This is a genomic window from Sulfidibacter corallicola (assembly GCF_017498545.1).
In the GTDB taxonomy this organism is placed as follows: Bacteria; Acidobacteriota; Holophagae; order Acanthopleuribacterales; family Acanthopleuribacteraceae; genus Sulfidibacter; species Sulfidibacter corallicola.
In genome coordinates this window covers 5,862,681-5,876,090 of record NZ_CP071793.1, presented here as the reverse complement: position 1 = coordinate 5,876,090, position 13,410 = coordinate 5,862,681, and the positions used below count along the sequence as shown (strand labels likewise).

Sequence of the window (13,410 nt, the reverse complement as noted above, 5' to 3'; positions counted from 1 at the left end):
CCGTGCCGACGGGCACCGATCGACACCCCAGACCATCTCCGCCACCGGGGATGGTCCTCATCGCCTCATTCTCTTCGGGGATTTCGAAATCAGCCGTCCAGCTTTCTGAACGGATTGTGGATGGTCAGGGCGCCCACAGTGCCGCCGTGCTTCAAGCGGTCGGAAAAGAGTACTTTGCAGCTTCCACGCTGGGAGGCCGCCAAAATCAGGGCGTCCTTGTAGGAGTATCGCCGCTCGTAACACAGATTGAGCGCTGTTTCGTAGAGCTCCACCGTCGGGTAAACCTCGCAAAGGGGAATCAAAACGCGCTCCAGGTATTCGTCCGTGTCCCCCGGTTCCAGCTTCTTTTCGAAACGATCCATGAAATGATGCAGCATTTCTTCGATGACCTGGTAACTGATGATCCCCACATGTTCCGCAAGAGCGGTTCCAATCAATTTTTGCGCGATGTTCTGGCGATCGGCATCGCTGTCGTCAAAACTCGCGATAAAGACGCCCGTATCGATAAAATATCTTCCTTCCATGTAAGTCTCCACTTTGCGCGTCGAGGGTGCCCGCAGCATCCGGACGAACCCAGGGTGTGATGGGCCATGTTGAACTCGAGTGGCGTTCAGGAATTACGAGTCGCCCGGGAAGAGTCCTTGCCAGGCGCTGCATAACTCAGCTTGGCCATGAGTTGCCGGTAACTTTCCATGTCCCGTTCCTTGCCCGCATAGCGCGCCAGCCACTCCCGAAAGAGCGCATTGAGTGTGCGCTTTTCCAGAGCGGCACGAGCACGCGCGCGCTGAATCAAAGATTCGTCGGCACTGAGGGTAATATTTTTCAGCAAACCCTGCCTCCTTGGCGAAATGCCATGTGGCACCCGCCGAACGAGCCGTCAAACCCACTCGATACGGAGCGCCATTTTCGGGAAAAGATATCCAAGGACTTTCCATGTTCTTCGGTCACATGGCCGGGAAGCTTGATTGCAGCAGCCTGCAAATGCAGTTTTTTTCTGCTCCAGAGGCACAGGCCCGAGGGCAATCGCAAAAGGCCCAGGTCCACACCGTATATCCGGGCAAAAAAATAGCCGACCACGGATGATCGGCCCACCCAAAATCCAAAGGGGTGATTTGGGTGAAGAAGGATGGCTTCGGAGAAAAAAGCGGAGGGAGATTCCTCGCAAAGAAAACGAGAGGGATCGGAACTTAACGAGGAATCTCGGATCGTCGTGGCATACGATTGCCCAGAAGCGCCACAGTCACCCCCAAAGCATTAGTAACACAACAATCCAAAAACCTGATCATGTTAGTATATCACTGACATAATCCTTATCTTTTCTTCAAGAACGACAACATGCTCAATGATCGCAATTCAAGTATCGACACCTCTACCCATTTCGATCGTTCCCGATTTACCGTAAAAAATGGAACATCGGACGTGATGGCGTTCCGATGCTCCCAGGGTACGGAACCAAAGAACGTTGGGTAATAGAGTCTCAAGCCGCCTTGATCATCGTCATCATGGCGTCTTCGACGCTATCGAAAACGGGTAGGACGGCGATCAATTGCGTCAGGGTCATCAAATCGTAAATTTTGGCGTTGAGATGGGCTAGGCACATGTTCTTGCCGGACTTCTGTAGTTCTGAATATATGCTGACCAATTCCCCGATACCGGAGCTATCCATATAAGTGACCTTGGTGAAATCGAGAATGATTCCAGGGCAGTCGAAAAGAGCCGCCTCTCGAACACCATGTCTCAGCTTGATGTCGCCGTCTCCGATATCGATCCGACCTTCGATGCGTACAATGGTAAACCCTTCGTGTTGCTCCACAACACATTTCATAGTCCCACCTCCACGTGGAAAGAAGCAATACAGCAACTCTTTCAATAGTGTATTAGCCAATGTTAATTGGTTGCTGCATCAGAGTGTCTTGGTTTTACCTTCGGAATATCACATCACCAGTCGGTAAAGTGAACGAAATCTTCTCATCGAAAGTTCAGAGAAAAAAACAACCTTTTTGGCCAACAAGCCCAACACCATTTGTATCTTCTGATCGATACCTTGCTTGGGAAGTCTCCACTCCCACATAGGACCCTTTTCACATGGCGTTTGGCCATCAAAAAGACCCGCCCAAGTGAATAGCCTATCGCCAAGATCGCGCCAAAGAGATAACCGGACCGAAAGCCCGACCTTTGGCTACGGTACTTTTTCTTGTTCCGTTTTGGCTTGGGTCGATTTCGGGTTCAGCAGTTTCCGCGCCTCGGCCAAATGGGCCTCCAAAGTTTGAATCATGCGCGATCCTGCCGCCTGTTTTTTGGCCAACATCAAACCGCGATTCAGCACCGTCACCGCGGACTTCGGGTCTCCCGATCGAATCAAGGCGTCTCCCAAACTGTCGTGGGCATTGGCCGATTCCGGGTGCATCTCCAAATTCAACTCGAACACGGGAAGCGCCTTTTTCACGTCGAGCATGAACAGGATGTCGTAACCCAGGGCATTGAGCGTGTTCTCGGTGTCGACGCCCCTCGTATCGGCCGCCCCTCGAAATCGACGGTACCTGGCCTGAGCCAGATCCCAGCGATCGGATTCTATTGCGTCAAACATGTCGTGCTTCAACGCCATCGAAGAGGATTGAATGCCCGGTAAATAGTAGTTACCGATGATGTTGACGATATCGTAGACCGGGTACCATTTCAGGCCACCATTGGTCAGGTAGATCACGGTTACACTTCGGCCGTCCGCCTCCCTCCGGAAGTGGTGGACGTTGTTTCGCCCGCCGCCGCCGTGGCCGACGGCGGTGATCCCCTCGTACCGTTGGAAGGACCAGCCGTTGGCGAAGAAGGACAGGGAACCGTCGTTTCGTTTGACGGGCCGCCACATGACCTCCAGGGTTGCACGATCGATCAGTCGCCCATCGAGAAGGTGCTTGAACCAGATCGCCATGTCCTCGGCAGTGGTATTCAAGCCGGCACTGGCAAAAAAGTATTCGGGAAAGTCCCAACCCGAATTCAGTCTCAGTCGGCCTGCCTTGCCTGTGTAACTGGATGCCCTTCGAGAAACCACCGCATTTTGGCTGCCGAACGATGTCTGTTTCAAACCGGGGTTTCGAATCATGCGCTCCCTGACCACATCGAGGTATCGACGGCCCGTGACTCGCTCGATGATGTTCCGGACGAGAAAGAAATTGGTCTGGTTGTAGCGATTGGCGTGACCTGGCTCGGAAAGAAGCGGCTTCCCGAATACACTGGGCAACACCAGGCCTTCTTCCTCCGGAAGCAGGTGGTCGGTGGTATAGAAATCGGGCAATCCCGAGAGATGAGACATGGCTTGTCGGACCGTAATCTTGGACCAGGTGGGCGGTACATCGGGCAGATAGGTATCGAGCGTCGCATCCAAGTCGATCTTATCCGCCTCTACCAATTGCATCGTGGTGACATTGGCAAAGAGCTTCGCAATCGAATAGACCGGGAATACGGTCTCGGCATCGACCGGTATCTCGAACTCGAGATTCGCGTAACCTCGCCAGACGGAATCCACCATGGTCCCATCGACGAGAATTGCGACCGATTGACCGGCAATTCCATAACGGGATTCGAGCTTTTGAAGATAGGCTTCCACCTGTTTCCGTGCATCGGCGTTTGAATTCGGTTCCGCCTGAATGACCGAGGATGCGAGAAAGATGAACCCGAACAAGGAAAAACACATGAAGAAACACTCCTGATCACGGCATGAGAATCCGGGAGCACCAACGGCCTGATCGCGAACGGGCAATCCCGAGACGAAGGGAACCCACTCTCACAACGATACCTTGATTCGGATTCCGCGGGATCCGAATCATCAATGTTATAGTGCGCAATACAAAAACCAAAAGGGTCGTTCGCGCACTACCGGCCGAAAAACGAGATCAGGGTTGGCGTCATTTCCCTCAAAGACGCGCAAGGAAGCGATATCGGTCGGGGATGGGCCTCATACCAACAGGCCCGCTATTCGAGGAACATCTTGATTTCTTCATCCTTGGTCACGACCGAGAAGAGCACGTGGCCCGACTCCAAGTCCTCCAGGTTGAAGCTCAAGCGTTTCAAATCGATGCCCGCCTGTTCCTCGATTACCTTGAGCTGGTCGTCCGTCAGGCTGCGGATGACGATTCCGTAGAGGCTGATGGGCAAATTGACCTTCACGGTTTCTTCGGTGGAAGAGAATTTGCGAATGATGAGGCGGATCATCTTCGGTTTGACACCGCTCTTGGAGAGACGCTGCTCCTCGAGGATTTTTTCGAGGCGTTCCTTGTCGGCATCGTCACCCAACTTGATGATGTGCTTGGTGGCGGTATCGCGCAGATCCCGGTCGGGGCTTTCTTCCACGACTTCGAAAAAGGTGTCGAGGCCCGACTTGTCGTCGAGATTGCTGAGAAAAATGGCGGCCTGCATGCGAATGTCGATGTTGGGATCGCGTAAACCCGCTTCCAAAATGGACTTGAGGGCGGGATCTTCCGCAACCAGTTCGTAGGCCAATTTTAGCCGCTCGCCCTTGGCGTCGAGTACGGTTTCGGCCTTGCAATTCCCCTGACTCACCAATTGGGAAAACATGTCGAGCGCTTCTTTCTTGCGACCCATTCGATCGTAACAATATCCCAGGTAATTTTGGCTCTTACAACGCCGTGGGCTGTCGGGAAACTTGTCGATCAACGTCTGGTATGCCTGAGCCGCTTCGGTCCACTCCTTGTTGTACCAATGGGCGCGGGCTTGCTTCCAGAGTTCGAATTCTTCGGCGCCCGACTGGGGCGGGGCGAATCCGAACGTAAAAATCAGGAACACGTGACTGAGGAAGACCATATGTGACACCCTACGAATATTGGATTTCTTGAGCGATGACTCGAAGCTTGGTGAGAATGCGCTTCTTGATGATGTGTTGATTGAGGTATTCCAGCTCGAACTTGTCGCTGCACACGTCCATATTGTTCACGTCAACAAGGATACGTTCCAACTGATCGAAGAGTTGGCGCGCTTGAAAATAGCGCGGATCGTCCAATTGATGGTGAAACATTTTCTGTTTGAGTAGCAGGACCTTTGCCAGATTCTTCTCCGGAGCCATATCCAATTGGTTCTCGGCACAGTAAAAATCGTAATCGCGAATGGAGAGCAGCAGCAATTCGGTACTTTGCAGGTAATCGATCATATCCGATCGGGCCTGGTTGGCCATGGCCTGATCAATCAGTTCCGGTGCCATCACGAGATGGGTCTTGCCGGAGGGCTCGGGTTCTCGCGGCAGAAACACCGCGAGGAGAACGATGGCCGCCACGGCGAATCCAACAAGATAGGAACGCCAGGGCCTGGGTTGACGAACATGGCTCATGACACCGCGGCGGAACTCCAGGGCTCTCGGCATGGCGACATCTTCCTGACCGAGTTGATCGAGGGCGCGCGTGATAGTGAGCAGATCGGCCATTTCGGCATCGGTCGACGATTCATCGCCTCCGATTGTCTGGGCCTGCTCCAGTTGGTCGAAGGCTTCAGCCCAAGAAGCCTCCCGCGCCGCGTGATCGTGGTTCCAATCTTTTTTCATGAGTTCACCTCCGCGGTGACCAATCCACTGCGGGCCAGATTCTTTCGCAGGTTGCGAATCGCTTGAAACAAGGTGGCCTTGACGGTACCGGTGGCACAATCGAAGACTTCGGCAATTTCGTTGATGGAGCAGCCCTCGTAGTATTTGAGAAGGACCATGCTGCGCTGTCGCTCGCTCAATCGGGCAAGCGCTTCCGACATTTTCCCGGTCACTTCGTCCAATTCCAGTGCCTTGTGTGCACTACTCAAGTGACCCTGAACTTCGGTGAGCATGTCTTCCATGGAAACCACCTTGGCGTGCCGTTTGATCTGGCGGATTTTGTCGATGACAGCGTTGTGGGCTATGCGGTAGAGCCAGGTGGTGAACTTGGCGTTTTCCACATAGGACCGACGAGCATGGTAGATCTTAATGAATATCTCCTGACTCACATCCCAAGCGTCTTCGTCTGAAGCCAGCATGCGGCTGGCCATTCGGTACACGCGTTTTTGATGTCGCGCCACCAGGGCTTCGAAAGCAACCAAGTCGTCCTTGGCGGCTCGGTTCATCAATTGTTCATCGGTTTCGGTTGCATCAACCAGGTCAACCTTGCGCATAGAGAAACGCCGCCCCACCCCAACTCGTTTAGTATCGTTTTCGATTGTGGAGTCCTTGCCTCGAGGCAGTGCTCCGGTGATCAAACTCACGCCAAAACCGTCCGGCGCCAAGCCGAAACCCGTTCCGTTCATTCCTCTGGAAAGTTCCACTCCCATTTTCGGAATCCACCGCGGATTTGGCAACAGAGATCAGTCCAAGCGATCAAAGAAATTTTGAAGTTTGCCGAAGGTCCCCGCCTCGGGGTTCTCGATATCTCGCATGATCCGCTCCTTGAGAGCCGGTAGTTGAGAGGCCGGAATCACCAGAGAAGCGATGACCTGATTGTTGTCCTGGGTAACCTTGATTCCCTTGAACACGGGACCGAACTCGGGATCCGGGCCGAACATGCCCTGGGAGAACGTGACCGTGCCGAGGACCATATCATAGAGATAGGTCGCCTTCTCGGAACTCTTGAGACGCACGTTGGCCCGCATGTTCAGGTTGTGTTTGAAATCCACGGCCACGCTGACGTTACTCAGTTCTTCGTGGTACTGGAAGTCCGACAGAAAGTGTTTGGGTGGTTGGGACCACAGAAAAATACTGTTGTTGAGCGGGGTCGTGCGGCGATAGGCTTCGAAATCTTCCCGGTTCCACAGGCGATTCTCCTCGGGAACCAGCATCAGGAAATCCAGCAGATCTTCCTCGGCCATCATCATCAAGCCATCGGCGGGAACGTGAAGTTTTTGTTTTTCATAAATATAGTCGAAGTAACCATTGGAACGCTGCTTGAAACCCACCTCGCGAATCCTGGCCACGACTTCCTGCTGTTTGAAATTGCCGGAGAGCAGAATGATGGGTTTTTCGAAATAAAGGAGGAAACCGACGGACTCCACTTGCGGCCAGGGAACGCCGACCGCTTGCAACATCTCGCCGACGATCTCTTTTTGTCGGTTGAAATCGGAGGTATCGATGCCGAGGCGATCGTCGAAGAGCTTGTTCAAATCCAGCTCGTCCATGGTGATTTCCAGAAGGTTGGTCACATCGTTGGGTCGAATCAGAACCAAGACCTCGGGATCGGCGGGAATATGATTGAAAAGAGACCGCGAATAATTGACCTCGGAGCTGCAGGACGTGAGTAGCAGCGACACAGTCAACCCAATGAGGGGAAATATCTTAACCGAGTCCTTCATGATCGCTCCTTGGGAGGAATTCGAACAACCACACCATGACAACCCCTGGCGATGGCAATCAACCGCTTCCGGCCTCGCCCCCCATCGAGGTCGGGATGGAGTGGCGCGCGGTCGGGCGTGCACCTCCCCCAACGAGGATCCGTCACATTTGGTTGAGTGGTTCCCGAAGATTCTTTTCCATCCAAAGATGAGGGGTCGTCTCGATCGGGAATTCCCCGCATCATAACGCATCGACCGGAACCGAGCCAATTCCGCTGTCCGCGATTACTTTGCAACCTGGCCTACACTGTTTCGAGGGCCGACGTCCGGACAGCCTCGAAGGCTCACCAAGGGAGACACAGTTGTGTTAGGATGCCTCTTTTGTGTTAGGCGGGTCCCGACCGAGGACTCGCCATTCGAGGACATCACATATCAGGGTTTTACCATTTGCCAGCGCCGTGGGGAATCGGCATCAACGAAGGACGGGCTCTCATGCAGATGAACCAGGCCGAAACACATTCGGTGCCCACCATTTTGGTATGTAACGACGATGGATATTTTTCTGCGGGAATCAAGGCTCTGTGCACGGAACTCGCCGAGCTGGGTCGCGTCATCGTGGTGGCTCCCGAACAGGATAATTCCGGCGTGAGTCGCAAGGTCTCACTGGACACACCGTTGCGGCTGAGACCCCTCGGCGAGGCCACTTACGCGGTCAACGGAACTCCGGTCGATTGCGTCCACCTGGGTATACGGGTGGTCTTGGAAGGCGTGGTACCAGACCTGATCGTTTCGGGAATCAACCACGGTCCCAACCTGGGATTGGACACCGCCTACTCGGGTACGGTCGCCGCAGCCTGGGAAGGCTTTCACTACGGCGCCCCGGCGCTTGCGGTTTCGGTGGGCCGCGACGAACAGCGAGCCTTCGCGGTGGCTCCCGCAGCGCGGGTCGCTCGAGGCTTCGCCGCCTGGATGCTCGAACGTCCCCAAGCCTCTCGCCACGCCATCTGGAACCTGAACGTCCCCGGCAAACCACTTCGGGGCCTCAGGTTCGTACCGCTCGACGAGCGCTGTTTCCAAACTCGCCTCGTGACGCGCACCGACCCGCGCGGAAAAGACTACTACTGGCTGGGCCCTTATCACCCCGACTGCGGCCCGGAGACCGGTACGGATCTCGGCGCCTTCTACGCCAATTACATCACGGCCACCCCGCTCCAAATGGAAATGACCGATACCGACCTGTTGAAGCGCCACGAAGGCGAGTTCCAGGACGATCTCCAGACATTGGTCGAGGTCGCCCAAGGAGACTGGTCATGTCCATAGCTGCCGCGCCCATGCGCGTCTATCACAAAATCATGGGCTGGATTCGGCAATTGTACGAGCGAACGCTCCAGCTTTCGGAGCACCCGAAAGCCACTTGGTGGCTGGCCCTGATCAGTTTCGCGGAGAGTTCGTTCTTCCCGATTCCACCAGACGTGATGTTGCTGCCGATGTGCCTGGCGAACCGCGACCGAGCCTACCGCATCGCGGGAATCTGCACCCTGGCCTCGGTACTCGGCGGCCTTTTCGGATACCTGCTCGGTTTCTTTTTCTTCGACACCGTCGGCGTGGCGATTCTCGAATTCTACGGTGCGATGGACAAGTACAACACCTTCAAAAACTGGTACGCCCAATACGGCATGGCCGTCGTGTTCATCGCCGGCTTCACCCCGATCCCCTACAAGGTCGTCACCATCACCGCCGGGGTATTCCACTTTTCGATTCTTCCGTTCCTGCTGCTCTCGCTCGCCAGCCGCGGCCTGCGCTTCGCCATCGAAGCCTGGGTCGTGAAAAGATTCGGCGAACCCGCCGTGCGTTTCATCGACAAGTACTTCGACAAGCTCACCCTCTTGGCGGCAGTCTTGTTCATCGGAGGATTCCTCGCCATCAAGTGGTTGGTGCCGAGTCATTGAGTGAGGGTCGACCGAACCATCGCCCCATCACAACGGGGTCACGATGTATTTTTCGGGATGACCCCAATTCAGCAGGTTCAGGTTGCGAAATCGATCGAAACGGACGTATTGAAACAGGAACGGATGATCGCGGCCGGCCTCGATCAATGCATAACGCTCCAGATCGATAGCCAACAATTCCTCTTTGGTCCGCCCCCCCATGTCCCCCTTGACCAACCCCAGGTAGGAAAGGGCATTGGCGCGATACCACTCGAAAGATTGGACGAACAATTCCGCCCGCGCTTTTTGTTCCGGCGTTCGAGACTTGGCGACCACCTCTCGAAGCAGGTACTCCGAATGCGTCACATCCTCGTGCGTCAAAGGCTTCAGGTATTCGGTCTCGCCAAAGAAGAGATACTGTCCTGGCGCGCGAAACCACTCTAGCTTTCTGACTCGTTTCATCCAGAAGCGTTCCCAATGCGCGAAGTAGTCCTCCAGATAGGGCGCCGCCTCGGGCCCCACCGCAGCGCGATACCAATCTTTCAGCAACGGCTCGGGATCGGCCTTGGGGTTCCAGAGTAACTTGAGCACGAGATAGATCTTCGGGCCCTCGCCCCAATTGGGATAGGCCTCTGCGTAGAAATGGCGTATGCCGCGGCGAGCGGCATGGCGCAATTCGGTGGCGACACTGTGGAAGGTGGGCCGCGGCAGTAAATACGGGGTCCCATAATAATAGTCGTAGAGACCGACATTCGCCGCTTTGCGGTGGAAGGTCCGTTCTCGAGCGAGGCCTCGCCGACGCTCTTTGCGACGACGCCACTTGAGCCGCTCGTAGGTGAGAAAGGGCACGATCCGTGGGTGGATGGGCACCCGTTTGGGTGGCTCCAACAGGTTGCTGTAGGCCAATACCCCGAACCACTTGTCCGGATGGCGTTTCAGCACCGCCTCCACCACCTTGTTGGCCCAGGTGTAATACACGTCGGACGTGTCGTCCAGACCCAGCTCGTTTTTGGCGCCATAACGGGGTAGGCAGCGATCACACTGGCACCAGAACATGGAGTCGTTCGTACCCAACGAAATGGAACTCTCTTCGGGGTGTTCGTCGAACCACCGGTTGACGACCGAGATCGATTCGGCCAGCAGCTCCTCATCACTGAAACAGGGCTGCCAACTGTAGACTTCGTTGTTGGCGGGTAGGCGCCGCTTACCGTCGATCACGGGATAGAAATGGGGATGGGACTTCATGTAGGTTTCGGGAGGGAAGAGATTGATCATGTTGTGGTGACGATGGATCTTATACTGCATGCGCTGGAACTCTGCCCATTCGCGGTGCCCTGGACCGAGCAGGCCGGACAGGAAACGATGTTCGAAGTGAGGTTTCTGACGAACGGGCCGGCGGGAAACGGCCAAGTCGCGGTGTTCGGGCACCACCTCGCCCTCTTTTCCGGGAAACAGCCATCGGATACCGAGGTAGCGTTCCAAAAACTCGACCATCCCATGCCACAAACCGTTCCCCGTGGCCGCGGCGATCACCATGACGTGCGGCTCGGGAAACTGAATCACGAAACCGTCTCCCAGGGCATCGGGTGCGCCCGTCACCGCTTGGGCCGCCTTTCCCAAAACCAAAAGCACCCGATTGACTCCGGGACTGTCGCCGGAAAGATCCCCTTTTTCCCCATGGATCCGCATCCCTTCGGCCAGAGACGGCACGGTGCGAATTTCCGAGGCGGTTTTGCCCAGATAGCCGCAAAAAAGTTCGAAACGGGCGACCGGCACATCGGGAGCCGGCGTCACCAAATAGACATCCGGCACGAATCGACCATCTGCGAAGAGGACAAAATCCGTACGAGCGGGTTTGGCGGCCAGGGCCGTGGGCGCCCACCCGACCAAGAACCCGACCAAAACCACGAAAACAGCTTTCCGAAAAAGGCCACGCCGACGCCCACACTGCATACGTATCGCCGTCAATATCCCACCCGGGCAGGAGCCGACTCGTTGGGTACCGAACTCCTTTGGCTACTCGGAGGATTTTCGGTTCCTGTGGTCGAGGGTACTCCTTCCGGGTTGCTTTCCCGTTCCATCGAAGACTCCGGTGCTTCTTTTGGCTCGGCGAGCTTTTTGCGCGCCAGAATCCAGAATCGAATCACATATGGGTCTTTTTTCAAGCGTTCGAATTCGGCGAGATCCTCCGGTGGGAGATGGGGTTCGTAAATCGAATAGAGGAACAATTGGGCCGCCTTGGAGTGCCAGTTGGCATCGCGCCCAAGCTCGCTGATGGCCATGGCCTGAGCCCGGAAACCGGCATAGACGTCCGGGTCGAAACTCAAGTCCCGGAAACGGTGTTGCAGCACATCGACGATGAACAGATTGTTGAGGGCCTTGAGGCTGAAGGGCTGCAACCTCAAATGCCGCAACAATCCGGCGCGAATCTCGGGAAGCTCGGCCACGACGGTCTCGGCCGGAGGCATTTCGAGAAAGATCCGCTCCAGGCGATCGTTGGCCTTGAACAGATCGACGCGGTAGAAGAACCCGTAACTCCGCGATCGTTCCACCAGAGGAAGGCTGTCCTTTTCCAGCGAGGCGGGAAGGTGTGCGGCAAACCAAAGAGTGCCGAACGCCAGCAGAGGCAGCCCGCCAAGGACCTTGCGCGTGGCCCCGCGATGGAGGTGATCCCGATGATGGACACATTTGAGCCCATACGCGAAGAGAAGCATGAGGAACACCCTCAACGCGGGGACCCGCAAAGGAAAAGAGAGCAGAGAATATATCAACAGCGTCACGAACAGGGCGAAGATGGCACAGGCAAAAACCCGGCGATCGAATTCCTTGACCGAAAGCCCCTTCCACAACTCGCTCCCCAAGAAAAACAAAGCCACCAGAAGAGCCACCAATCCAAGTGGCCCCATTTCGATCAACACTTGAAGATATTCGTTGTGAAACTGCCGAGCATTGCGCGTTTCACGCAGGTTTCGCGGCTCCACCGGATCGAGGATCGCTTCGGAGGCCCCCATTCCGGCTCCGAGAACCGGCATTTCGGCCAGGTAGCCCATCCCGATCAGGATTCGGTTCAACCGGCCCTCGTCCGTGGCCCCCAATTTTTGAAACCGTTCCAATCCACGTCCGAGCGGCAGAAACAGCATGAGGACGGCCCCCGCCAGAAGAACCGCCGGAATGAGGTACTTGTGCCGATTCATCTGACGCACCAGGCCAACTACCAGCAAAAACAAAAACACGAAGTGGCTGACCACGAAATTGAGCACACCCGATCGCGACCAAGTTGCCGAAAAGGCCACGAAAAACACCGAGGCCACGATGAGGAAGAAGAACCCCCAAAGGATTTCGGTCGCGCGTTGATCCAAGCCGATGGTCTGCCGGCGCTTGGGTTGCCGCAATGCCGCAAAATGTTTGAGGATCTTCGGATAGGTCATGATCAGCAAGGTCACGGTCAACATGGCGAAATGATTGCGGTTGACGATTCCCCCGTGAGTCCCGCTGTAGAGACGCAAGAATGGCAACGTCTCTATATGATTCTGGTAATTCAAGATAGCCAGCCATGAGGCCAAAGCGCCAATGCCGAAGAACCATCCGTAGAACACGCGACGTTGGGGACGCGGCGCGGCAAGCAGAATCGCCACCATCGCCATATCGAGGCACAACGAGGCGAATTTCAGCCAGTGTAGCGGCGGCACCATGGCGATCGAGGTGGCAACGGTCACATCGGGAAAGTGTGCGGACGAGACCGAGAAAATGCGGTGCTTGATCGGGGCCAGCCAGGCCAAGAGCCCGTGACCGACCGGCACGGTCTGAACCAGGGCCAGGGCCGCGATGCCGTAAAAAACGAGCCAAATGCCCTTGGGCAGCCGGTACCCGGAGGAGCAACGCCACAGCAACACTCCGGCAATGATCAGGCAACAGGCGTGAAAGAGCAGGTCCGCAATCGCGTAGCCGCCAAAACGAAGGAAGAGAACCAACGCATCGAAGAAAAGGACGTGCCAAATCCAGTCTGCCAGAGAACCGTGGTGAGAGTCATGGGACGTATTCATCATGCAACGAAGCCTGGTTTCAAAGAACCTGAGCTGACCTTATTTGATTTGAGAGCATTGGGAAAATGGCGCGGTTGTATTCTAGTTGGTTTGGGGAAGGGAGACAAGAAGAAGCGGAGGATCCATCGCCCGCCGGCGACAGGCACGGCCGT

At 55.6% G+C, this 13,410-nt stretch carries 12 protein-coding genes; 2 read left to right on the top strand and 10 right to left on the bottom strand.

Features of this window, described 5'->3' with window-relative positions:
- Positions 1-89: 89 nt before the first annotated feature.
- From J3U87_RS18045 to J3U87_RS18010, 8 genes are all read right to left on the bottom strand, one after another.
- Positions 90-524 (bottom strand): PIN domain-containing protein, encoded by a 435-nt coding sequence (locus J3U87_RS18045; RefSeq protein ID WP_237384453.1) that lies wholly within the window; start codon positions 522-524, stop codon positions 90-92.
- A gap of 86 nt (positions 525-610) precedes the next feature.
- On the bottom strand, positions 611-829 hold the full coding sequence (locus J3U87_RS18040) for a hypothetical protein (RefSeq protein WP_237384452.1): 219 nt from the start codon (positions 827-829) through the stop codon (positions 611-613).
- Between the two features lie 648 nt (positions 830-1,477).
- Complete coding sequence (locus tag J3U87_RS18035) at positions 1,478-1,825, bottom strand: STAS domain-containing protein (RefSeq protein WP_237384451.1); 348 nt, start codon at positions 1,823-1,825, stop codon at positions 1,478-1,480.
- 354 nt (positions 1,826-2,179) lie between these two features.
- A complete protein-coding gene (locus tag J3U87_RS18030; RefSeq protein WP_237384450.1) occupies positions 2,180-3,688 on the bottom strand; it encodes a serine hydrolase in 1,509 nt (502 codons plus the stop codon).
- A 278-nt stretch (positions 3,689-3,966) separates the two neighbouring features.
- Positions 3,967-4,815, bottom strand: coding sequence for a tetratricopeptide repeat protein (locus tag J3U87_RS18025; RefSeq protein WP_237384449.1), 849 nt, complete (start codon positions 4,813-4,815; stop codon positions 3,967-3,969).
- A 10-nt stretch (positions 4,816-4,825) separates the two neighbouring features.
- Complete coding sequence (locus tag J3U87_RS18020) at positions 4,826-5,545, bottom strand: hypothetical protein (RefSeq protein ID WP_237384448.1); 720 nt, start codon at positions 5,543-5,545, stop codon at positions 4,826-4,828.
- Positions 5,542-6,294 carry an RNA polymerase sigma factor gene (locus J3U87_RS18015; RefSeq protein WP_237384447.1) on the bottom strand — a complete coding sequence of 251 codons (753 nt, stop codon included), beginning with the start codon at positions 6,292-6,294 and terminating at the stop codon, positions 5,542-5,544. The genes J3U87_RS18020 and J3U87_RS18015 overlap by 4 nt, the downstream gene beginning before the upstream one ends.
- A 33-nt stretch (positions 6,295-6,327) precedes the next feature.
- Positions 6,328-7,308: a hypothetical protein gene (locus J3U87_RS18010; RefSeq protein ID WP_237384446.1), complete on the bottom strand. Its 981-nt coding sequence runs from the start codon at positions 7,306-7,308 to the stop codon at positions 6,328-6,330.
- Positions 7,309-7,779: 471 nt separating this feature from the next.
- On the opposite strand from J3U87_RS18010, the gene surE reads away from it, so the two are divergent.
- Entirely contained in the window at positions 7,780-8,607 is an 828-nt protein-coding gene (gene surE, locus J3U87_RS18005; RefSeq protein WP_237384445.1) for a 5'/3'-nucleotidase SurE, read from the top strand.
- Entirely contained in the window at positions 8,598-9,236 is a 639-nt protein-coding gene (locus J3U87_RS18000; protein ID WP_237384444.1) for a YqaA family protein, read from the top strand. Before surE ends, J3U87_RS18000 begins: the two co-directional genes overlap by 10 nt.
- A gap of 27 nt (positions 9,237-9,263) precedes the next feature.
- Here the strand turns inward: J3U87_RS18000 and J3U87_RS17995 are convergent, their stop codons facing one another.
- Both J3U87_RS17995 and J3U87_RS17990 read right to left on the bottom strand, forming a co-directional pair.
- Positions 9,264-11,027 (bottom strand): DUF4838 domain-containing protein, encoded by a 1,764-nt coding sequence (locus tag J3U87_RS17995; RefSeq protein WP_237384443.1) that lies wholly within the window; start codon positions 11,025-11,027, stop codon positions 9,264-9,266.
- Between the two features lie 152 nt (positions 11,028-11,179).
- Positions 11,180-13,261 carry an O-antigen ligase family protein gene (locus J3U87_RS17990; RefSeq protein WP_237384442.1) on the bottom strand — a complete coding sequence of 694 codons (2,082 nt, stop codon included), beginning with the start codon at positions 13,259-13,261 and terminating at the stop codon, positions 11,180-11,182.
- Positions 13,262-13,410: the final 149 nt, after the last annotated feature.

Coding starts and splice junctions, on each gene's coding strand:
- J3U87_RS18015 (WP_237384447.1), bottom strand. CDS start 6,294: ATGGGAGTGGAACTTTCCAGAGGAATGAACGGAACGGGTTTCGGCTTG.
- surE (WP_237384445.1), top strand. CDS start 7,780: ATGCAGATGAACCAGGCCGAAACACATTCGGTGCCCACCATTTTGGTA.
- J3U87_RS18010 (WP_237384446.1), bottom strand. CDS start 7,308: ATGAAGGACTCGGTTAAGATATTTCCCCTCATTGGGTTGACTGTGTCG.
- J3U87_RS17990 (WP_237384442.1), bottom strand. CDS start 13,261: ATGATGAATACGTCCCATGACTCTCACCACGGTTCTCTGGCAGACTGG.
- J3U87_RS18020 (WP_237384448.1), bottom strand. CDS start 5,545: ATGAAAAAAGATTGGAACCACGATCACGCGGCGCGGGAGGCTTCTTGG.
- J3U87_RS18030 (WP_237384450.1), bottom strand. CDS start 3,688: ATGTGTTTTTCCTTGTTCGGGTTCATCTTTCTCGCATCCTCGGTCATT.
- J3U87_RS18025 (WP_237384449.1), bottom strand. CDS start 4,815: ATGGTCTTCCTCAGTCACGTGTTCCTGATTTTTACGTTCGGATTCGCC.
- J3U87_RS18035 (WP_237384451.1), bottom strand. CDS start 1,825: ATGAAATGTGTTGTGGAGCAACACGAAGGGTTTACCATTGTACGCATC.
- J3U87_RS18045 (WP_237384453.1), bottom strand. CDS start 524: ATGGAAGGAAGATATTTTATCGATACGGGCGTCTTTATCGCGAGTTTT.
- J3U87_RS18000 (WP_237384444.1), top strand. CDS start 8,598: ATGTCCATAGCTGCCGCGCCCATGCGCGTCTATCACAAAATCATGGGC.